The 17,481-nt window shown below is 58.1% G+C and carries 32 protein-coding genes; 16 read left to right on the top strand and 16 right to left on the bottom strand.

Annotated elements, in window-relative coordinates; all coding sequences use genetic code 11:
- Positions 1 to 119 precede the first annotated feature (119 nt).
- The 13 genes from BG841_RS17070 to BG841_RS10400 are packed head-to-tail and all read right to left on the bottom strand — an operon-like array spanning position 120 to position 5,109.
- On the bottom strand, positions 120 to 284 hold the full coding sequence (locus tag BG841_RS17070) for a hypothetical protein (protein ID WP_158007609.1): 165 nt from the start codon (positions 282 to 284) through the stop codon (positions 120 to 122).
- A complete protein-coding gene (locus BG841_RS10450) occupies positions 277 to 672 on the bottom strand; it encodes a hypothetical protein (protein WP_070057604.1) in 396 nt (131 codons plus the stop codon). The genes BG841_RS17070 and BG841_RS10450 overlap by 8 nt, the downstream gene beginning before the upstream one ends.
- Entirely contained in the window at positions 672 to 1,094 is a 423-nt protein-coding gene (locus BG841_RS10445; RefSeq protein WP_070057603.1) for a hypothetical protein, read from the bottom strand. Before BG841_RS10445 ends, BG841_RS10450 begins: the two co-directional genes overlap by 1 nt.
- The gene (locus BG841_RS10440) at positions 1,094 to 1,498 is read right to left on the bottom strand and encodes a hypothetical protein (protein ID WP_070057602.1); all 405 of its coding nucleotides are present in this window, start codon (positions 1,496 to 1,498) and stop codon (positions 1,094 to 1,096) included. The genes BG841_RS10445 and BG841_RS10440 overlap by 1 nt, the downstream gene beginning before the upstream one ends.
- Positions 1,482 to 1,784 carry a hypothetical protein gene (locus BG841_RS10435; protein WP_070057601.1) on the bottom strand — a complete coding sequence of 101 codons (303 nt, stop codon included), beginning with the start codon at positions 1,782 to 1,784 and terminating at the stop codon, positions 1,482 to 1,484. Before BG841_RS10435 ends, BG841_RS10440 begins: the two co-directional genes overlap by 17 nt.
- Entirely contained in the window at positions 1,784 to 2,698 is a 915-nt protein-coding gene (locus tag BG841_RS10430) for a DNA cytosine methyltransferase (protein WP_070057600.1), read from the bottom strand. The genes BG841_RS10435 and BG841_RS10430 overlap by 1 nt, the downstream gene beginning before the upstream one ends.
- Positions 2,698 to 3,291, bottom strand: coding sequence for a hypothetical protein (locus BG841_RS10425; RefSeq protein WP_070057599.1), 594 nt, complete (start codon positions 3,289 to 3,291; stop codon positions 2,698 to 2,700). The genes BG841_RS10430 and BG841_RS10425 overlap by 1 nt, the downstream gene beginning before the upstream one ends.
- Entirely contained in the window at positions 3,291 to 3,749 is a 459-nt protein-coding gene (locus BG841_RS10420) for a hypothetical protein (protein ID WP_070057598.1), read from the bottom strand. Before BG841_RS10420 ends, BG841_RS10425 begins: the two co-directional genes overlap by 1 nt.
- Positions 3,746 to 4,063 carry a carbon storage regulator gene (locus BG841_RS10415; protein WP_070057597.1) on the bottom strand — a complete coding sequence of 106 codons (318 nt, stop codon included), beginning with the start codon at positions 4,061 to 4,063 and terminating at the stop codon, positions 3,746 to 3,748. The genes BG841_RS10420 and BG841_RS10415 overlap by 4 nt, the downstream gene beginning before the upstream one ends.
- The gene (locus BG841_RS10410; RefSeq protein ID WP_070057596.1) at positions 4,044 to 4,346 is read right to left on the bottom strand and encodes a hypothetical protein; all 303 of its coding nucleotides are present in this window, start codon (positions 4,344 to 4,346) and stop codon (positions 4,044 to 4,046) included. Before BG841_RS10410 ends, BG841_RS10415 begins: the two co-directional genes overlap by 20 nt.
- Entirely contained in the window at positions 4,343 to 4,531 is a 189-nt protein-coding gene (locus BG841_RS10405; RefSeq protein WP_070057595.1) for a hypothetical protein, read from the bottom strand. Before BG841_RS10405 ends, BG841_RS10410 begins: the two co-directional genes overlap by 4 nt.
- Positions 4,528 to 4,698 (bottom strand): hypothetical protein, encoded by a 171-nt coding sequence (locus BG841_RS17065; RefSeq protein WP_158007608.1) that lies wholly within the window; start codon positions 4,696 to 4,698, stop codon positions 4,528 to 4,530. Before BG841_RS17065 ends, BG841_RS10405 begins: the two co-directional genes overlap by 4 nt.
- A gap of 21 nt (positions 4,699 to 4,719) precedes the next feature.
- A complete protein-coding gene (locus BG841_RS10400; protein ID WP_070057594.1) occupies positions 4,720 to 5,109 on the bottom strand; it encodes a helix-turn-helix domain-containing protein in 390 nt (129 codons plus the stop codon).
- Between the two features lie 299 nt (positions 5,110 to 5,408).
- Here BG841_RS10400 and BG841_RS10395 point away from each other — a divergent pair, with 299 nt between their 5' ends.
- Positions 5,409 to 5,666 carry a type II toxin-antitoxin system RelE family toxin gene (locus BG841_RS10395; protein WP_070057593.1) on the top strand — a complete coding sequence of 86 codons (258 nt, stop codon included), beginning with the start codon at positions 5,409 to 5,411 and terminating at the stop codon, positions 5,664 to 5,666.
- Positions 5,663 to 6,046 (top strand): helix-turn-helix domain-containing protein, encoded by a 384-nt coding sequence (locus BG841_RS10390; protein WP_070057592.1) that lies wholly within the window; start codon positions 5,663 to 5,665, stop codon positions 6,044 to 6,046. Before BG841_RS10395 ends, BG841_RS10390 begins: the two co-directional genes overlap by 4 nt.
- A gap of 59 nt (positions 6,047 to 6,105) precedes the next feature.
- Here the strand turns inward: BG841_RS10390 and BG841_RS10385 are convergent, their stop codons facing one another.
- The 3 genes from BG841_RS10385 to BG841_RS17400 all read right to left on the bottom strand — a co-directional run bounded on the left by BG841_RS10385 (position 6,106) and on the right by BG841_RS17400 (position 8,653).
- Entirely contained in the window at positions 6,106 to 6,507 is a 402-nt protein-coding gene (locus tag BG841_RS10385; RefSeq protein ID WP_070057591.1) for a hypothetical protein, read from the bottom strand.
- Between the two features lie 278 nt (positions 6,508 to 6,785).
- Positions 6,786 to 7,640, bottom strand: a complete 855-nt coding sequence (locus BG841_RS10380) for a hypothetical protein (RefSeq protein WP_070057590.1) — start codon at positions 7,638 to 7,640, stop codon at positions 6,786 to 6,788.
- Positions 7,641 to 7,771: 131 nt separating this feature from the next.
- Entirely contained in the window at positions 7,772 to 8,653 is an 882-nt protein-coding gene (locus BG841_RS17400) for a LexA family transcriptional regulator (RefSeq protein ID WP_070057589.1), read from the bottom strand.
- Here BG841_RS17400 and BG841_RS17710 point away from each other — a divergent pair.
- The 14 genes from BG841_RS17710 (at position 8,652) to BG841_RS10310 (ending at position 17,477) form a co-directional block, all read left to right on the top strand.
- A complete protein-coding gene (locus BG841_RS17710; RefSeq protein WP_083260243.1) occupies positions 8,652 to 9,053 on the top strand; it encodes a YdaS family helix-turn-helix protein in 402 nt (133 codons plus the stop codon). The genes BG841_RS17400 and BG841_RS17710 overlap by 2 nt on opposite strands.
- 382 nt (positions 9,054 to 9,435) lie before the next feature.
- Complete coding sequence (locus tag BG841_RS10370; protein ID WP_198929181.1) at positions 9,436 to 9,855, top strand: hypothetical protein; 420 nt, start codon at positions 9,436 to 9,438, stop codon at positions 9,853 to 9,855.
- Positions 9,856 to 9,986: 131 nt separating this feature from the next.
- Entirely contained in the window at positions 9,987 to 10,787 is an 801-nt protein-coding gene (locus BG841_RS10365; protein WP_070057587.1) for a conserved phage C-terminal domain-containing protein, read from the top strand.
- Positions 10,762 to 11,217, top strand: coding sequence for a hypothetical protein (locus BG841_RS10360; protein WP_070057586.1), 456 nt, complete (start codon positions 10,762 to 10,764; stop codon positions 11,215 to 11,217). The genes BG841_RS10365 and BG841_RS10360 overlap by 26 nt, the downstream gene beginning before the upstream one ends.
- Positions 11,218 to 11,418: 201 nt before the next feature.
- On the top strand, positions 11,419 to 11,715 hold the full coding sequence (locus tag BG841_RS10355) for a hypothetical protein (protein ID WP_141737082.1): 297 nt from the start codon (positions 11,419 to 11,421) through the stop codon (positions 11,713 to 11,715).
- Positions 11,716 to 12,233: 518 nt separating this feature from the next.
- Positions 12,234 to 12,434 (top strand): hypothetical protein, encoded by a 201-nt coding sequence (locus BG841_RS16880; protein WP_141737081.1) that lies wholly within the window; start codon positions 12,234 to 12,236, stop codon positions 12,432 to 12,434.
- 65 nt (positions 12,435 to 12,499) lie between these two features.
- Complete coding sequence (locus tag BG841_RS10345; protein WP_070058784.1) at positions 12,500 to 12,817, top strand: nuclease domain-containing protein; 318 nt, start codon at positions 12,500 to 12,502, stop codon at positions 12,815 to 12,817.
- Between the two features lie 163 nt (positions 12,818 to 12,980).
- Positions 12,981 to 13,331, top strand: a complete 351-nt coding sequence (locus BG841_RS10340) for a dATP/dGTP diphosphohydrolase domain-containing protein (protein ID WP_074454398.1) — start codon at positions 12,981 to 12,983, stop codon at positions 13,329 to 13,331.
- Positions 13,331 to 13,603 carry a hypothetical protein gene (locus tag BG841_RS10335; RefSeq protein WP_070057582.1) on the top strand — a complete coding sequence of 91 codons (273 nt, stop codon included), beginning with the start codon at positions 13,331 to 13,333 and terminating at the stop codon, positions 13,601 to 13,603. The genes BG841_RS10340 and BG841_RS10335 overlap by 1 nt, the downstream gene beginning before the upstream one ends.
- Positions 13,603 to 13,854: a hypothetical protein gene (locus BG841_RS10330; protein ID WP_070057581.1), complete on the top strand. Its 252-nt coding sequence runs from the start codon at positions 13,603 to 13,605 to the stop codon at positions 13,852 to 13,854. The genes BG841_RS10335 and BG841_RS10330 overlap by 1 nt, the downstream gene beginning before the upstream one ends.
- On the top strand, positions 13,851 to 14,252 hold the full coding sequence (locus BG841_RS10325; RefSeq protein ID WP_158007607.1) for a hypothetical protein: 402 nt from the start codon (positions 13,851 to 13,853) through the stop codon (positions 14,250 to 14,252). Before BG841_RS10330 ends, BG841_RS10325 begins: the two co-directional genes overlap by 4 nt.
- 280 nt (positions 14,253 to 14,532) lie before the next feature.
- Entirely contained in the window at positions 14,533 to 15,057 is a 525-nt protein-coding gene (locus BG841_RS10320) for a DUF1441 family protein (protein ID WP_083260242.1), read from the top strand.
- Positions 15,058 to 17,148: a phage terminase large subunit family protein gene (locus BG841_RS10315; RefSeq protein ID WP_083260241.1), complete on the top strand. Its 2,091-nt coding sequence runs from the start codon at positions 15,058 to 15,060 to the stop codon at positions 17,146 to 17,148. It begins immediately after the preceding gene.
- Complete coding sequence (locus BG841_RS10310; protein ID WP_070057578.1) at positions 17,145 to 17,477, top strand: Mor transcription activator family protein; 333 nt, start codon at positions 17,145 to 17,147, stop codon at positions 17,475 to 17,477. The genes BG841_RS10315 and BG841_RS10310 overlap by 4 nt, the downstream gene beginning before the upstream one ends.
- Positions 17,478 to 17,481: the final 4 nt, after the last annotated feature.

Raw genomic sequence — 17,481 nt, 5'->3', positions numbered from 1 at the left:
CTCGCCTATCTCTATTTCACTGATAAACGGGCGGATTTCATTAGAAAAGATATCCCGGCCCATGCCGCAATACGCGGGCGCCTGGCCCGCCCGCACGATTCTGGGTTGAAGTGTTACCTTCACTGATCACCTCTCTTAACATTCCAGCCGGACTCGTCAACGACGACAATCACGCCAACGATTTCAGCTGCTCGATATGCGCCAAACGCAAACATGGTGCCGCCTATATACGCCAGGACCACAAAGGCGGCGACAGACTTAAACGCTTTAACCCATTTACTCACCTCGCTCACCTCCCGCCTTGTCGGCACGCTCACGCAGCATGCACGCCATTTCCCGCAGAACATCGAAACTAGAAGCGCCAAAAACCTTTTTCAATCGCAAGCACTCACTGGCTGCGAGCTCTATGATTTCTGCCTGCTTGTTAAATATTAACGCCTCAGTTTTCGCCCCTCCCTCCGGATCCGCACCCTGTGCACTGGTACCCTCATCAGTGAGGGCACCATCTGGCTCAACCATATTGCTGACCTCCGCAAAATGGTTGGCCTGCCACCCGCGCCAAGCGTATTCAGCAATGTCGCTCATATACTGGCCGCTGCCATATCTCTCGAAACTATTCACCTGTAGCTCAGATGCGGCCCACGCCTCAAAAGCTTTTCTGTTAACACTCATCAGTAATACCTCGACTCAAAACACGCCGACGGCGGGGCCGGCTGGGTTAGAAACCGGGTCACCGGTGATGCTGGCAACTCGTCCAGCTCGACCGCCTTTCGCCGTTTCCTCGACTCATGGTTAACACGGCTGACACTGCAGCCCACCATCTGCGCTATCTTTGCTGCGGTGTGGTTCCCCGCGGTTTCGGCCGCCGCTTGTACAATTTCATACTCAGCTTCGACGATAGCCTGCTGCTGAGCGGTTAGGCTGGTCGCCTCCCGGGCCCTCGCCCTGACAATGATCTGCTCTGACACACCGAGCCGCTTTGCGGTTCTGGCTGCGGAGTATCTCGCAACCGTAGCCCGTGCTTGCTGGCGGACATCATCAAGCCGATGCAGCAGTTCCAGATCGATGTCGCCTACCTTCAATTTTCTGCGCATTAGTAGTACCTCGAATTACGGCAAGCCGATTTAGGGGCCGGCATGGTCAGGAACCGAAACGCGGGCGTATTAGAGAACCCCTGAGCCTGTTCTTCGCTGATCTCGCGTGTGTTGATGATCCGGTGAACTTTGTTGAAGCCCATACGCGCAACTTTGCACATCTGCTCGACGGAGTTTTCGCGCCGCTTCAAGGCGGCCGCCTTCATGATGTCGTGATCTTTTTTGACCTCGGCCAACTGCTTGTCGTTCAAGCTGGTAGGCCGGCCCGCCCGGGCGTTTATCACTCTCAGCACGGGAACCCCAATTCGTGCAGCGCTCTCTTTCGCGGTGACTTTGGCCAGCTCTGCGATCGCTTCGCGCCGCAGGTCGTCCATGCGATAAATAATTTCAACCCTGGGATCCATCGGTAACTCCATTCATCTCATAGCCCTTCATACACGCCGCGCCCTCTGGCAAATCGAACGGGCAATCACAGCTCGGATAGTTACAGGACAGCTTTGCCGGTCGTTTTAAATCCGCATACACCAAGGAGAGCAGGTATTCGGTCTGATCCACAAAGCCCATTCGTGACGCGCCTTTCCGGATGCTGTGGCGTTCACTCTCGGCCAGCTCCATTTGAAAGGTCGCCATGCCCAGACGTTTATCCCGCTCCCGCTGGCGGCGCTTCCGCTCTGCCGGTGTCATGGCCATTACGCGGCCTCCTTGACGGCCTGAATGATCCGTTTTACCGGCTCGGGGCACACCGCATTGCCCATCAGGTGAACGGCCAGCCGGTGGTTGTCCGGCAGCTGGTAGGTATCGGGGAAGCTCATCGCGTCCCGACACTCGAACCGGGACAGCATGCGCATGCGACCACCGTCAATGATTGCCCAACGGTCCCGGGTTGTGATCGTGCCGATGGGTCGGTTCAGGCTGCGCCCGGTCTTTGTGTTTCCGTAGTAGGAAATCAAAAACCGGTCCCCGAACGCCTCGCGGCCTGACCTGACCCGCTCAAGCGTGGCCTTTGCCCGACCTGGTTTGTCGATCTGCGACCAGTTGCCCGCGTCAAAATCGATGAAGCTGCTGGCGGGCTTGTGGTCCATTTTGGGCAGATCCAGAACCAGCGGGGTCTTTGTCTTTGTGAGTACCAGGAACATGCGCACCCGATTTTGAGGCGCGCCCAGGTCGGCGGCGTCCACAACGTGCGGGCTGACCGAATATCCCAGGGCTTTCATGGCCAGCTTCCATGGGCGATACAGTCGCCAGTCCAGAAACTCCGGCACATTCTCGACAATTGCGACCTGCGGCTGGTGGTATTCTGCGGCGGACACCACCGCCCAGGCCGTGCTCCGGCTAGCATCGTGCTGCGGGTTGCCGTGGGCCTTGCCTCGCGCCCGGCTGTGACCCTGGCAGCAAGGAGAGGCCAGCATCAAGTCGTGCTCTGGTACCAGTGACCAGTCCGCTTGGTGGAGATCCTGTAGCAAGTGCTGGGTGTCCGGGTGGTTCTTGGCGTGCCACTCCACCGCCTCTGGCCAGTGGTTGGCCGCCCAGACCACGTTGCACCCGGCCAGCGCTGCGCCGGTCGAGAATCCGCCAGCCCCTGAAAATAAATCGATTACGTCCATTAAGATTCTTTCCTTCGTTCTTCCAGATAATCCCGGTTCGACTGTTGCCACGTTTCATAGCGCTCTACGCTGTAGCCCGGCCCTGCCATGGATCGGATGGTGCGCTCATCGCTGCACACTTCGGCAATGATCGCTGGCGGTGCGTAGTAGTAGTGCCAGAGCTCCACATCGTCGCGGGGTTTCTCGCCTCTCCACGTCTGGGCAATCCAGCCCATATCGAACACCTGGTCGGTCCGTTGTGCGCTGAGCACGTCAGCCCGTAACTTGTGATAGGCGTCATCGATGTCTGACAGGCGATGGGACGGCAGATCGAATGTCTGGCTCTCCATCCACATGGCCCCGCCCGGGGTTCTGCACAGCGCTCTGACGCCGATCATCCAGTTACGCGGGTAATTCAGCAGGTGGCGCGCCAGATCCTCACCCATTGGGCACCAGCCGCCCATGCGCATGAACGCCTGCGCCGTGGTGTACTGGTAACCGTCAGCCGGGCTCAGCAGGCCCTCCCAGGTGAAAAGATGGCTGGATGAAAACAGCCGTTGATCTCGCGCCCAGTTGCTGTGCTTTTTCGTCCTGCGTTTTTTAGGCTTGGCCATCACGCCACCTCGCCAATCCACAAGCTGGCGGCATCCACCAGCGTTTGCAGATCGCGCTTGCTGCCCACGGCGAACCGCTGACGGGCAAACACAAAGAAGCATTCGCTCGCCTCAACCACCAGGGAGCTGTCATCGGGTAGCAGCTGCTGCAGCTGGCTCAGCAGATCGGTGGGTCTGGGTGTCTCTGCCTCCGGCACCGGTTCGAGCTTCGCCTCGGCTCTCGGGTGCAGGCTCTGGGCAATCGTCGGCACTGACTCCAGAAGATCCCGGCCCTTCCCGGTCATCGACCACAATCCCGGGTTGCTTTTTACGATCAGCCCTTCGTTTTTCATGTTCCCCAGGGTTGCGGACAGGTGCTTGCGGTTATCAAACTCATCCGCCAGCAGCCCCAGCAGCTGCTCCGCTTTCAGTTCTCCGTGGACTCTCAGCGCCCGAAGAATCACCAGAGTCTGTTTCACGCCTGCACCTCTTCCAGTTTCCTGCGGTAGATCTCTTCCCGATCGATGGCAATTTCCGGCGCTGCATCGAACCCGATGCGAACACTTCCGCTAATTTCCATAACCACCACTTCGATCACCTCTTGCCCCGGCACTCTGATCTCCATAACATCGCCCACCTGGTACCTGCCCCGCCTTGGAGCTACCACCTCTTCTGGTCCGCTCACGTCAATCCGGGCATCTTCGCCAATCCAGAGAACGGACAGGGTAATCAGCCCAACCCCGGGCGCTTTAATCATCACCGTTTCGCCCCGCTTACGGGTTAGCACAAGCATTCTTGCTCTCCATGTTGAGCTCCATTTCACTTCTGATCTGCGCGAGCCGATCCACCAGCTGAGAAAGCCTTGCCGGATATTGCGGGTCGTCCCAGAACACGCTTTCTTGCCAATACTGGCGCTGGTGGCAGTCGTAGCTGGACACGATCACGCCCTTGGGGTCGAGGCGCAGGGCCAGGGTGTCACCAGTGCCCAGTTCGTTTATCTCATCCACCAGGCCGACGATTGACTTCAGCCCGACTGACCGCCAGTGCGCCTGACTTAGTTTTGCTACGATGCTCATGCCGCCTCCTGCTTGCCCAGCTCAGCCGCTGCCTCTGTGGCCTTAACTTCGCTGAACCCTGCAAAGTAGACCGGCGCTCCGTGACTGATGATTACCGATACGCCGCCCTGCGATGCGATCAACACCGGCGACTTGCGCGCCCTATCTGTCAGCTCTTTCAACTGCCCCAAACCGCTAACGCTCATGCCGACTGCTCCATGTTGGTGCGCTTTGCAACGTAGTCCGCCAAGCGCTGGGCGTTGGTGCGGGTTTCTATACCTGCAAGTTCAACAGACACCAGCTGGCGGGATTTAGTCGCGCCGATGATTGGGCGCTTGTTTCCATTGAAGGTAAGACGTTCGATGGTGCTCATTGCCCCTGCTCCTTTATTCGATTAAGCGTAAAAGCTGGCAGAACCGTCTCTGCCAATGCGTACGGCGCTGGCGGTCGGTCTTGAAGGTATGCGTGAGCGAACGGTCGGCATCAGGGACGCCAGCGACATACTGAATACAGCGATCAACACTGCAGACCGGACCTGGAGAATGCCGTGCATCCAGCCCTGGCTAATCAGGTCCAGGCGGCTGCGAGCGTGAAACTGGTCTTTCAGTTCGTTGAGGTGCCACTCGACCGTGTCAGCAGAGATACCCATCACCCGGGCAATCTCTTTGGAGCTTTTGCCGCGTGCGGCCAGCTTGAGAACCAACCCTCTGCGGGCTGGCAGTGTTGACGTGTCCGCCAGCTCAACTTCCAGGCGGGGAAATGAAATTCTTGTTTTGCGTCCCATGATTTCGACTCCGTGTGCGTTAATCATGGCCAAACAATAGCAATGGCTATACTGCTAGTCAATAGCTTTTGCTATTGTTTGTTTAAACCTTTTTGCGGACCCACGCAAATTGGTCGGTACGGTGCCCTGCAGAGAGGAAACACCACCGGCTCTTGGATAGTCGTTGAGCCCGGCTCTTTGGGTGGCTGTCTATAGAGTTGTGCGGTGGAGGCTCCCCAAGGCCCTGGAGAGCGGAAACGCCATGAGAATGGCCTTGCTACAAGTTGACGATCAGTAAACCCAGCTAGTAAACTACACCCATGCATAAACTGACCTACAAGAAATCAGCCCTGAAGGCGATCCTGAAGATGCCCAAAGCGCAGGCGCAAAAGCTGCAGAGGGAGCTGGAAGCGATGGCCAGGAGCCCGTACACCTATCAAGGTGACTGGAAGCCTATGAAGGGCGAACCGTATTGGCGTTTGCGGCAAGGTAGCTACCGGGCCATTTGCAGCATTGATGATGGCGAGCTGGTGGTTTTGGTGCTGAAGGTTGGTTCAAGAGGAGATGTTTACAAATGAACGTACAAATTATTGAACGCGAGGGAAAGCCGGAGTATGCCGTGCTGCCCTACGACGAATACCTGAACCTATTGGCGCTGGCGGAAGATGTGCGGGACGCAGCGGATGCCAGCGCAGCCATGCAGGAACTGGTCAGCGGTGAGGATGAGGCGATACCAAGTGATGTGGCTGCCCGCCTTATAGCGGGAGACGATCACCCACTTAAAGTCTGGCGTGAATACCGTGGCCTGACTCAAGAGGCTCTGGGCAACTCCGCCAATGTTGGCAAGTCTTACATCAGTCAGATTGAAGCCGGCAGCAAGTCAGGCTCAGCCAAGGTGCTAAGAGCGCTGGCGGAAGCGCTGCAGGTGGATATGGATGATTTGATGGTGGAGGCGTGATGCTGGCGGATTGTTGCGAATAATAATAAAAAGCCTGTGAAGGCCAATAGCAAGCAAGGCTAAGCATTCGACTCGGGCGCAGCCTCAATAATTTTGGTTATTCTTGAGATCTCCGAGTCGCTACGAACCTCCTGAAGAACAACCAGCTTCTCATTGATTAACCTTCGCTCTTCCTCGGAAATATTTTGTTTATTTATTTGGCGTCTAAGCCTTTTTTCCATTTTGTCATACGCTCGATTCATTTTTATTAGAGGCCAGTCCTTAGCTAAGAAAAGGTAGCAAGCGTGGATCAGGTATCCTGAGAGAGCGGAAACAATCGGGACAGCAGAAATCGCCAGATCCCGATATGTGTGATCCCCAATCAGCTGGAGCGCCTGGATCAGGACAACCCCGAGCGCCCCGCCACCCGAGCCTTCAACAAACCTATTTCCGACCTGAACACTTTGAACTTGATTGCTCAATGCCCCTCAGCCTTTTTATTTTTCTTTGATTGAGATGCTATATCCGTCAGAAGCTTATCGAGTTCTTGGTCTCGCGAAACTCTAATTTGTCGACGATAGACACGACCATCAGATGCTGTGAATGTTATCTGAACACGGTCATCCATAACCGAATCCGTAATCAGGCGAGTTATAGCGCGAGAAACCACGAACAAAGCCGGGAGCATAGCCAAAAAAGCTAAGGTCACGATTAGATTTGTCTGCATACTTACTATCTCGCTTGGTGCAGCGCACCCGCCTCATTTGAGGGACTTATGATAGACCTTCTGGATTACATAGCTGGTTATTGGGTCTCGCCCTCGAGCCTCTTTAACCACCTTTTCTAGCTTCACCTTATACTTTTGCCCAAATAGAGTCGGGCTCTCTTGACTATGGATCAACTCCAAAAAAAGGTCATCCTTGATTTTAACATTATGGGCCTGTCCGAGGTATTCGATTCGCCACTGATTGGATTTATCAGCGTGAGCTGTCAGGAACTTAACTTGGGCCTCAACATCTTCACTGTTCTTCCTTTCTGCATACAACGCCCCTGGAGCTTTATAGTTGGAGGCTCCATTTTTTGACTCTTGAAGAAGCACTTTTCCATTCTTGTCCTTGATCTTGAAAGTTTCCGTCCCTTCTTTCCGAGTCGGGTTGTAAATTAGATCCTGCACAGCAGCCCTAACTGCTTTGGACGCAAGGAGCTGATCAACTTCTTTAGAGCACTCAACCTCTTCGCCATCAACATGTAGAACAACAGTCTCCGAACCTTCCAGCTCTTCAACAAGATCAATTTTCCGGCCCCGCAGCTTCTTTAAGATTTCAAGCAAGGATCCTGCGGCCACCGTCCCTCCAGCAAGCCCTATGTATGGAAGCACATCCTTATACTGCGCCGCAACTTGGGCAATTTCTACGAGGTATTCAAATGAGCCGGGCTCGAAACCTGTAACTTTAATCTCTATCGGAGAGTCAATTCCATTAATGAGCTTGTTGGACACCTGAACCAGTTCCCCAAGACCTTTGAGGCTTGTAGCCAGCTCTGAAATCTCTATCTCGTGCTGTTCATGCGCCTTTCCATCGTAACTAATGGAAAGATTTACCGTCCGCGCGGCCATTTACTACTCCTTTTTGTTGGATTTCCACTGTCTTATTGACCCGCACCCTGTTTCGTACCAATTTGAGAGAGCAGTACTGAAGTTTCGGCGCAAAATTGCCCGCAGCGATGCTATACGGCCGTTCCTACCACTTACCTCAACACCGACCACCAGAACACCCGCCCTATCACCCTCACTTGCTGCGCCATTTCCTCGGCGGTTAGCTCTTCAACGGGGTGCTCGCTGCTGTTCTGGCTGACGATCTTGATTCCGCCACCGGGTCTGCGGTGCAGGTACTTCACCCGCAGCATGCCTTCGTGGTCCATGGCGTAGATTTCGCCGTCTTTGATGCCCTTGTCAGCGGTGTTTACGCCAACACAGGTGCCGTCCGGCATGACTGGCTCCATGGAATTGCCCTTCACGAACGCGCAGGCGGCGTATTCCGGCAGAACCCCTGCCCTTGACAGGGTGGACTTGGCAAACCGCAGTTTGGGGCCGATACGCTCTTCTACCTGAGTCTGGCCCGCCCCCGCTGCCAGCTCGACTTCCATAAATAAGGGCACTTCCACCTCGTCTTCATCAAGCGGGGTTTTGCTGTCCCAGACGTCCATGTGCCCGGCAAACTGCAGCTCATGCGGGATATCGACAGGCGCACCTTCCATCTGCTCAGCAATTTTCCTTATGCGCGGATCGAGTCTCTCGTAGTCGGACGACCCTTTAACCCTGCTCACAAGGTCGAGAAGGTCCTTTGCCAACTTCTCGGGGTTATGATCAAGATATCCATCATGGAGCCTGAGCTTGCGCTCAATCTCGCGCGCGACCTTCTCCCCGATGTTCCTGTGCCCATTTAACCACTGCCAAACGGAAGCAGGAGATCGCCCTATCGCTCGCGCGAAATCAGCTTGATTCCCGCCATATTTTTCATCGATCAACGCCCTAAGGGCTTTAGCTCTATCCATAGCAGGAGTATAGCGCCTGCTAGTATCGCATTGGCTATTGACGTAATCGATAGCAAAAGCTACATTCTTGACCATGAAACTCACAACGTTCCTTAGTCAGCTGCCACCAGGTGGGCGATCCGACTTTGCAAAGCATATCGGCGCCTCTCCCGCATACCTCTACCAAATGGTAAGGGGGATTCGCCCTATTCCGCCAACGCGGGCTCTAGCTATCTGCGAGGCAACTAACTGGAAGGTCACCCCTCACGAACTACGCCCCGACATTTACCCGAACCCGTCTGATGGCCTCCCCACTGACCGGCTGGCTGACTTGATCGCCAGTGGTGTCATTAAGCCAAATCCGGCAGACGAGGGTACCCGGACTTCTGGTAGTGGTTATTTATACAGTGATGAGTGCAAAGAACGGCGCGAGAAAGAACGACGGGAGGCAGAAAGGCGCAAACAGGAGCGGCGCAAAGCTGAGAGGCGCAGCTGAAGTTAATTGAACGCCCGCCAGCCGCCGGCGGTAGTAGGCGGACACCTGTGCTGACTGAGGGTGAAGTATGCAGCTGGCGATGGGCGCCGGTCAGAGAATCAGCAGCAACACGGCCCGAAGCATCCACACGGTTTGATCGAACCGTACTCCTTGGCAGCCCTGGGTGACGTGGCGAGTGACTGGCGTAACCAGTCAGTACCTGAGATGAGCTTGGTACCCCGAAGGACTGCCCATGGTCACGCGGGGCTAAGCAGTGAGAAGCATGCAGCGGCCCTGAGCAACGGCCAGGCTCATCTCAGATGCTGGACAAGTCGGGATGGCGGAAAACTGGCCCGACACATTAAGCAGAATCGTGACATGTCACGGTTAGTGGTTTTGCAGAATGGAGCAGGAAATGCCGAAGCAGTGGGAGGTAATTCTTCCTTGGCCAGAAAAGGAGCTCAGCCCGAACTCTCGGGCTCACTGGGCTAAAAAATCCAGAGTCGCCAAGCGCTACCGCTACGCCTGCAGGATCAAAACGCTGCAGGCGATCCGTGCGGGCGGCTGGGATGTTCCGGCGTTGCGGGATCAAGTGGCCGATGGCGGACAGATTCACGTGTTTATCGACTTTTACCCACCCGACCGCCGCCATCGTGACGACGATAACACGACGGGCAGTTTCAAAAGCGGACGTGATGGGCTGGCGGATGCACTACAGATTGATGACAGACATTTTCGAACTCATCCGATCTTTCGACGTGATGAGCCAGTAAAGGGCGGAATGGTGAGAGTGGTAGTAACGACAAGCGGGCCAGAGGCCTAAAACGAAGAAACCCGCCTCAAGCGGTGCGGCAACACCATCGGCGGGTAACCAAACAACGAGGCAATTATGACCGAATTGAAGTTAAGCATCAACAACGTAAAGGGCCCGAGCACGGGCCCGGAGGCAGTGCAATGAGCATGATGCTGATGGCCCAGGCATTCGGTGTGCAGGTGGGAAACGCCGCACGCAAGCTGGTGCTGCTCAAGCTGGCGGACAATGCGAACGACCAGGGCGAGTGCTGGCCGTCTTACCAGTACATAGCTGACCAGTGCGAGATCAGCCGCCGCAGCGCCATGATGCACATCGATGCTCTGTGTGCTGCCGGGTTAGTCCAAAAACGCACCCGCAAGGGACCGAAGGGGAATTCAACGAATTTCTATGTCGTGACGCTGGGTGGTGAAACTAATGCACCCCCTGGTGAAAATTCTGCACTAGGTGGTGAAAAATCTGCACCAGCTGGTGAAACCGTTGCACCACCCCCTGGTGAAAATTCTGCACCCGGAATCAGTCACTCTTTTGAACCAGTCAGTGAATCAGTCAATGAACCTAACCCCTCTGTCGAGCTGGTGCCCGACGTTGCGGTTAAGGCGATTGAGTATCTGAACGAGAAAGCGGGCCGCAACTTCAAGCCCGTCCAAAGCAGCACCAGGCTGATCAACGGCAGGATCGCCGAGGGCCATACGCTGGACGACATCAAAGCGGTGGTTGATCGCAAGTGTGCGGAGTGGCTGGGCGACGCCAAGCGCGAGCAGTATCTACGCCCTGCCACCCTGTTCAATGCCGAAAAGTTTAACAACTACGTTGGCCAACTCAATACCCCCTTACCAACAATCAGTGGTGACAGAAATGACTCATATCGGACAGGTTCTCGAGCTGGTGGTGCCCTCGACAGGCAACTCACGGACTTTGAATACGCGCGGAGAAACTTCTGATGACTCTGGCTTCACTGACGAGCAGATCGAGAAGACTACTGCGTTCTTCGCTCGCATTGTCACGATCTACGGGCGCTCACGTGCAAAAACCTTGTGGGGCGACTCCGCTGACCAGTTCAGGCTCATGCGGCGAGAGTGGGCTGGCGTCATTGGCAGCATATCGCTCGATCAGGCTGAGGTTATCTTCGCCAGACTTAAAGATCGCCTGGCCACCGGTGACCCTGAATACAAGTGGCCCGACGTGCCCAAGATCATTGGCCTGGCCAAATCACCACAAACCAACCCGGCACACAAAGAGTTTGCCAAGGCCCTTCCAGAGCCCGAGTGGCGTAAAGAGCAGCGCCGGCAAGTCGGACTGCTTGCCAGCCAAACAGCAATGGCCGTCATGCGAGGCAAGGCCAGCTTCATTGAGGACCGGCGTGGACAATAAATATCAGCGCACTAGCTACTGCAAGCACTGCCTGAAGGGCGTCCCAAAGCAACTGGGAATCCACATGGGCGAGTTCGAGATGGTGCTCTGCAAGCGCCCTGCCCTTGCACTAGAGCCAATGGAGACGGAGCGCCCCCATCGCGACACCTGGTATCAACCAGCGGCCCGAAAGCCAGCCCCTTATACATTCGGGGGTGCGGCATGAGGGTACCACCGAATAACACCAATCTGGGCCGGGTACTGCGAGCCATGCAGGGCGGCCGGTGGATGACTGCGGGTGAGATTCGCAGGAAGGCAGGTATGCACCCCGACGCCGAGGTTACCGCTCGCGTCCGGGAGCTGCGCGACACCGAATCGCTGGGCTGCGTGGTTCCGCCAGCCCGGACATTTAAGAGTGCGTCCGGCAAGGTCGTGCATCGCTACCAGCTGGCGGATATTCCCAGCTGGATGCGGGAGGCGCTGGAGCGGGAGCGCAAAGATCAGGGGACGATGGCTTGACCAGCTACACGCCAGCACCAATGGCCCACACCCAGCACCTGGACCCCGGGCACCGCTACGGCTGCAACAGCAACAAGGTCGGTACGACGGTTGATTACCGGATGCAGGACGGATGGACAGACGACGGGCGTCGCATTATGCGCCCCCTCACAACCGAGTGGCTACCAATTGCGTGCGGCCACTCATACCGAGCCAGCGATCCGGCCTGCGCGGGCTGCCACCGGCGGGCTGAGTCGGGGTCTGGCGCGTGAAGCGGTCCGGGCCCCCGCTCAAGCAGCAAAAGAAACCGCTGGGGGTATGCGGGGAGTGCAATGGTCGCGGGCTGGTCAGGCCGATGTTTTATGAGCTGCCCTGCGACCACTGCCTGGCTTCGGGGATTGTAGACAAGGAAACCGGCGCCACCCTGCCGGCTGAGGAACTGATTCTTCAGTTGCAGCTGAGACTTAGAGAGGCCCGGGAGAGTAACCGGAATCTGCAAGAGCAGGTAAACCTTCTAAAAGCACAAGACGCCCGCGGATATGGCTACATGGGAAAGCGGTACCACGGAGATTGAAGTGACGAAACGCGAAAAGGATGAACTGCGGGAAAAGATCAAGCGCGACACCGCCGAATTTGAAAAGGCAGGCGGAGAGATCCGCGTACTGCCAGACAATCTGGGCTCTGGAAAGCTGCCCACTTGGGCTAACTATACGAACGTCGCGATGGAGGGTATCAAGTGAAGCGATCCAGTCTTGCACGAAAAACCCCATTCAAAGCTGGCGGGCCATTGAAGTCAAAAGCCCCGATGAGGGCGACACGCCCAAAGTCCAGCCGCATTCGCCAGAGCGCCCGGGGTATGGAGTGCCAGGTGCGGGTACCGGGAGTGTGCAACCGCGACCCGGATACTGTGGTGCTGGCACACCTGAACGGTGCCGGCGTGGGTATGAAAAACCCTGACTGGCAGGCGGCGTATGCGTGCAGCGCGTGCCACTCATGGCTTGATGGTGGCTACACGCAGACGGTCACGCGGCATTACCGCGACCTGCTGCACCTTGAGGGCGTCATCAGGTCGCAGCCGTTAATGGTCGATGAGGGGCTGATCGTTATCAAGGGGGCCGCATGATTCATTTGATTGCCAGCTCAGCGCTATGGGTAGTCGTCGGGGCCCGGATCGCCCAGTCAACGGGAGATCTGGCGGACGTGATGCTGACGTGCGGACTCGCCGTGACGGCTCTCGGAAACATACTGCTATCAAGGGGGCTGTGATGGGTTTCGACGAGACTCGCATGGACATCATTGGACAGAACGGCAACGACGGCGACCATTACGAAGATGGCGTGAAGTACGACGCAGAAAAGCCGGAGTTTGATCTGATTCCACCGCTGATGGAACTGGAGGTCGCAAAAGTGCTGACTGTCGGCGCTCAGAAGTACAGCCCGGACAACTGGCGCAGAGTGCCCGATCTACGCCGTCGCTACATTTCAGCCGCCCGACGACACATCAATGCGTTGCAGCAGGGCATTACATACGACGATGAGACAGGCCTGCATCACGCCGCCCATGCAGTGTGCTGCCTGATGTTTCTGGGCGAGGTAGAGCTGGAGGCGGGCGGCGTCGAGTCTGCCCCGTTCGCCTAATGATCCAGCTAACCGCCATCGTGAAAGGCACCGCCAGTACCGTGCTTACTGGCCGCACACTGGACGAGGCCGCGGAGAGTTGCCGCGATCGGTTCGGCAACCGGTTCGAGGGGTTCGCACCCATGCCGCTGGAGGTCGAGGCCGGCATTCGCTGGATTGAATACCGGGAGAGGCGCACCACTCGGGTAGACCTAGAGGCGTGGCTGTCAGGTCTGGACGAGGCGGACGAGAGGGCCGCCCGGGACATCTTCAACAGCAAGCGGAGCAGATGATGGCAGCTGACCAGCACCCAAACCCCGAGCGCTACTGGACGCACCGCCGCCGCGGGTACTACTACGGCATGGCTTGGGCGTTTGGGCAGACGCCTATCTGGTTGCTGGTAGCGGTATTGAACCCCGCCGCCCTTGAGGCACTGGGGCCGGTCATCGGTTGGTCATACGGAATCAGCGGCACGCTGATAGTCAGCTACTACGGCGGCAATATGGCGCAGGAAGTAGCGAAAGCTCGATGGGGGAGGCAATGATACTAAAGGCACTGACAGGGAGGGCCCTGCCCTACGTGGCTGGCGCCACCGCATTGCTGGTGATTGCGATGGCCGGTTCGATCTGCCTGCTGCTAATCGATCGTGACAGAACCAGCCAGCGGTTGGGTGAGCTCAGCCAGGTAAACCTACAGCACGCCGAAACCATCAGAGAGAACGCGGCAGAGTACGCCGACCTGCAGGCCGAACTGGACCGCCGGGACGCCCTCGCCACTCGCGCCCAGGTGGCGCAACAACATGCGGAGAGAAAGGCCGATGAAATCACCGAACGCTTACGGCTTGCGCTGCAAGCTGATGGCTGCGCTAACGCTCGCCACCCTCTCGCTGTTGGCGACAGCTTGCGCGCCTACTCAACCAGTAATAACGAGAACGGCGACTGAGTATGTATACCCTCCGCCAGCCCGCCTTCAGCATACGCCTGTCCCAGTATACGCCGGGGATTTCTGGGGCGACGTGTCGGCCCACTGCGTTCGTGTCCACTCGGCGCTCGAGCGGTGCAACACCGACAAAGAGCTGCTGCGCGAGTGGGCTGCCGACGCCAAGGCCTCGCGAAATAAAAAACGCGCGGGTCCTCCTGGGAGATAGAACGGTACGGGGGCGCGGAACCGCGGGTTTCGAGAGTTTTTCTGTGCCCTATGGGTTGTTGTTGGGGTCTGGTCTGTGACGAAAGTAGCGCAGCTGTCAAAAGCTCAGCAATTGCGCCGACTAAACAAGCGCGAGTTGGCGGAGTTCTTCGACGTTTCGGTCCAGTCGGTTGACGCCTGGTGCCGTAGAAACTGCCCGGTTGTCGAGCGCGGTGCGCCTGGCCGCCCCTGGGTGTTTGACGCGGTAGAGGTTGCCCGATGGCGCTTCGGGGCCGGCACAGAACCGGAGGGTGTGGATCCGGACGAGATGCTGCCCTCTGACCGAAAGGCCTGGTACGAGTCCGAGACCAAGCGGCGCGCGCTGCAGGTTATGGACCGTGAACTGATCCCCACCGAGGAAGTCGAGCGAGTCGTGGCCACCGCGTTCAGCGCTATCGCGCAGGGTCTGCGCAGCCTGCCGGACAACATCGAGCGGCGCACCGGGTGCAGCCCGGATATTGTTGAGGCCATCGACCTCGCCCTCGATGCCGAGATGGAAGCGCTGGCGGACAAATTAACCGAACTGGGCTCACTGGAGCCGGCGACAGAGGAAACGAATTAAGTGGGCAGTTTTGGCACGGCTTTGCCGATCATCACCAGTGCCGCGGAGGCCTTCAGGCCCCCGAAACGGGTGTCGGTTTCGGATGGTGCCGCTTCGTCGCTGCGGATTGTCCAGCCCGGCGGGTATACCGGCTATTGGTCCGCCGCCGAAACGCCCTACATGGTCGAGCCCATGGACACCCTGGCCAGCCGCAAACACGAAGCGGTGATATTCGTCGGCCCTGCCCGATCCGGCAAAACCATGGGGTTGCTGGATGCCTGGGTTACCTACGCGGTCACCTGCGACCCCGGCGATATGCTCGTCGTGCAGATGACCCAGGACAAGGCCCGCGATTACTCGAAAACCAGGATCGACCGGGCCATCCGTAACAGCCCGAAAATGTCCGATCTGATGAGCGCACGCGGTCACGACGACAACACCCACGACAAACTTTTCCGGCATGGCATGTGGTTGAAAATCGGCTGGCCGTCTGCCTCGCAGCTGTCCGGTAGTGATTATCGTTATGTGGCCCTGACGGACTACGACCGCATGCCCGACAACGTGGACGGCGAAGGCTCCGCCTATGCCTTGGGATTAAAGCGGACCACCACCTACCTGTCACGCGGCATGTGCATGGTGGAGTCGTCACCCGGCAAGCCGATCACTGACCCGAATTTCAGGCTGGAAACCGAGCACGAAGCCCCGCCCGCCGGCGGCATCCTGGGAATTTACAACCGTGGCGACCGCCGCCGCTATTACTGGCCCTGCGGGCACTGTGGCGAGTTTTTCCAAGTGAAACCCGGGCTGGAGTTGTTCGCCAGCCTGCCCAGCGAAAACGACCTATTAAAAACCGTCCGCTCTGCCGACTTGAACGCCCTGGCCGTCGAGCACGCGGTGGTGTTCTGCCCCCACTGCGGCAGCGGCTCCGACGCCCGCGAAAAACACCGCATGCTGGTGGCCGGCGACTGGTTGCGCGACGGCCAGGAGATCAGCAAGAGCGGCCTGAAATCCGACGGCGGTATCCAGTCAAACATCGCCAGTTTCTGGCTGGGCGGGGCCGCCGCGGCCTATCAGTCATGGGAAAACCTGCTTCTGCGCTACCTGCAGGCCCTGCGCAGCTACTCCACCGCCGGCGACGAGGAATCACTGCGCGTCACCATCAACACCGACCAGGCTATGCCCTATTTGCCCATGGCGGTGCGTGAAGAGACCGGACGCGGCGAGCTGGCGGACATGGCCGAAGATTTCCCGCGCTACGTGGTGCCGGAGCAGGCCCGCTTTCTGGTTGCCAGCGCTGACGTGCAAGGCGGTCAGAGCGCCCGCTTCGTCGTCCAGGTTCACGCCTTCGGGCCACAGATGGAGCAGTGGCTGGTGGACCGTTTCGACATCACCGAGAGCGCCCGCACCGGCGTGGGTGGCGAGATGGCCCCCATCGATCCGGCCAGCTACCCGGAAGACTGGGACGTGCTCACCGAGCGGGTGCTGGGTTCCACCTATCGGACCACCCAGGACCGCCAAGAGCTCCGCGTGCGGCTGCTGGTGTGCGACTCCGGCGGAGAGGACGGCGTGACCGAGAACGCGAAACGCTGGTGGCGCCGTCTTCGCCGGCAGGGCCTGGGCGACAAGGCGAGGCTATACAAGGGCGGCAGCGCCCCGTCCGCGGCGATATTGCGCCGCACCCGCATTGGTGACGAGTCCCGCAAAGACGTTCACCAGCTGCTCTGCAATCCGAACCTGTTGAAAGACGCCGTTTACAACGCCAGCCGCCGGGCCACCAGCGGCCCCGCCCGCCTGCACTTTCCCACCTGGCTGGGCGCGGCGTTCTGGGACGAGATGCGCGCCGAGGTGCGCGAGGCTAACGGAAAGTGGCGGAAGGTACGCCGCCGGAACGAAGCCATCGACTTGTGCGCCATGATCTGGGCGGGCGCCCTGCACCTGGGTGCGGATCGGATCAACTGGGATGCCCCGACGCAGCCCTGGGCCAGACCGATCGAGCATAACTCCGAACGAGAAAGCACTGACGAACGACGGGCGAGAAAGCCCGGTACTAGAGCACGAAGGGCGCCCAAGCCCCGAGCCATTGGGAAATCTGAATGGAGTGGACGGCTATGATTAGCGACCTCAACCGCGACACTGATACCGCCGTGGAGTTGCACCGCATATTGACGGCCGCAATTATCCGGGGATTCTCGCTGACGGAATCAGCAGCCGCGGCGCTGGCGGACCAGTTAGCCGCCGAGGTTCGCCGGGAGGCCGGCGGCGGCCACGTCTACATACCGGGGCCGAATCTGAGCGTCAGGAACCGGGCCATTCGCGCCGCGTTCAGGGGCAACAACCTGGACGAACTGGCGAGAAAGTACAGCCTGAGCCGCCGCCAAGTGGAGCGCATTGTGCAAAACAACGACACCGCCCCGGTAAAAATGTCGGTCGGGGCGCGATAGTGTG

This window comes from Marinobacter sp. X15-166B (genome assembly GCF_001752365.1).
Taxonomy (GTDB): Bacteria; Pseudomonadota; Gammaproteobacteria; order Pseudomonadales; family Oleiphilaceae; genus Marinobacter.
The sequence above is the reverse complement of the archived record's forward strand: the minus strand, read 5'-3'. Positions and strand labels throughout refer to the sequence as shown.

Bases quoted from the DNA above. Each gene is read 5' to 3' on its own strand.
- BG841_RS10450 (WP_070057604.1), bottom strand. From the start codon at position 672: ATGAGTGTTAACAGAAAAGCTTTTGAGGCGTGGGCCGCATCTGAGCTA.
- BG841_RS10445 (WP_070057603.1), bottom strand. From the start codon at position 1,094: ATGCGCAGAAAATTGAAGGTAGGCGACATCGATCTGGAACTGCTGCAT.
- BG841_RS10440 (WP_070057602.1), bottom strand. From the start codon at position 1,498: ATGGATCCCAGGGTTGAAATTATTTATCGCATGGACGACCTGCGGCGC.
- BG841_RS10435 (WP_070057601.1), bottom strand. From the start codon at position 1,784: ATGGCCATGACACCGGCAGAGCGGAAGCGCCGCCAGCGGGAGCGGGAT.
- BG841_RS10430 (WP_070057600.1), bottom strand. From the start codon at position 2,698: ATGGACGTAATCGATTTATTTTCAGGGGCTGGCGGATTCTCGACCGGC.
- BG841_RS10425 (WP_070057599.1), bottom strand. From the start codon at position 3,291: ATGGCCAAGCCTAAAAAACGCAGGACGAAAAAGCACAGCAACTGGGCG.
- BG841_RS10415 (WP_070057597.1), bottom strand. From the start codon at position 4,063: ATGCTTGTGCTAACCCGTAAGCGGGGCGAAACGGTGATGATTAAAGCG.
- BG841_RS10410 (WP_070057596.1), bottom strand. From the start codon at position 4,346: ATGAGCATCGTAGCAAAACTAAGTCAGGCGCACTGGCGGTCAGTCGGG.
- BG841_RS10405 (WP_070057595.1), bottom strand. From the start codon at position 4,531: ATGAGCGTTAGCGGTTTGGGGCAGTTGAAAGAGCTGACAGATAGGGCG.
- BG841_RS17065 (WP_158007608.1), bottom strand. From the start codon at position 4,698: ATGAGCACCATCGAACGTCTTACCTTCAATGGAAACAAGCGCCCAATC.
- BG841_RS10400 (WP_070057594.1), bottom strand. From the start codon at position 5,109: ATGGGACGCAAAACAAGAATTTCATTTCCCCGCCTGGAAGTTGAGCTG.
- BG841_RS10395 (WP_070057593.1), top strand. From the start codon at position 5,409: ATGCATAAACTGACCTACAAGAAATCAGCCCTGAAGGCGATCCTGAAG.
- BG841_RS10390 (WP_070057592.1), top strand. From the start codon at position 5,663: ATGAACGTACAAATTATTGAACGCGAGGGAAAGCCGGAGTATGCCGTG.
- BG841_RS10380 (WP_070057590.1), bottom strand. From the start codon at position 7,640: ATGGCCGCGCGGACGGTAAATCTTTCCATTAGTTACGATGGAAAGGCG.
- BG841_RS17710 (WP_083260243.1), top strand. From the start codon at position 8,652: ATGAAACTCACAACGTTCCTTAGTCAGCTGCCACCAGGTGGGCGATCC.
- BG841_RS17400 (WP_070057589.1), bottom strand. From the start codon at position 8,653: ATGGTCAAGAATGTAGCTTTTGCTATCGATTACGTCAATAGCCAATGC.
- BG841_RS10370 (WP_198929181.1), top strand. From the start codon at position 9,436: ATGGAGCAGGAAATGCCGAAGCAGTGGGAGGTAATTCTTCCTTGGCCA.
- BG841_RS10365 (WP_070057587.1), top strand. From the start codon at position 9,987: ATGAGCATGATGCTGATGGCCCAGGCATTCGGTGTGCAGGTGGGAAAC.
- BG841_RS10355 (WP_141737082.1), top strand. From the start codon at position 11,419: ATGAGGGTACCACCGAATAACACCAATCTGGGCCGGGTACTGCGAGCC.
- BG841_RS16880 (WP_141737081.1), top strand. From the start codon at position 12,234: ATGGCTACATGGGAAAGCGGTACCACGGAGATTGAAGTGACGAAACGC.
- BG841_RS10345 (WP_070058784.1), top strand. From the start codon at position 12,500: ATGAGGGCGACACGCCCAAAGTCCAGCCGCATTCGCCAGAGCGCCCGG.
- BG841_RS10340 (WP_074454398.1), top strand. From the start codon at position 12,981: ATGGACATCATTGGACAGAACGGCAACGACGGCGACCATTACGAAGAT.
- BG841_RS10335 (WP_070057582.1), top strand. From the start codon at position 13,331: ATGATCCAGCTAACCGCCATCGTGAAAGGCACCGCCAGTACCGTGCTT.
- BG841_RS10330 (WP_070057581.1), top strand. From the start codon at position 13,603: ATGGCAGCTGACCAGCACCCAAACCCCGAGCGCTACTGGACGCACCGC.
- BG841_RS10325 (WP_158007607.1), top strand. From the start codon at position 13,851: ATGATACTAAAGGCACTGACAGGGAGGGCCCTGCCCTACGTGGCTGGC.
- BG841_RS10310 (WP_070057578.1), top strand. From the start codon at position 17,145: ATGATTAGCGACCTCAACCGCGACACTGATACCGCCGTGGAGTTGCAC.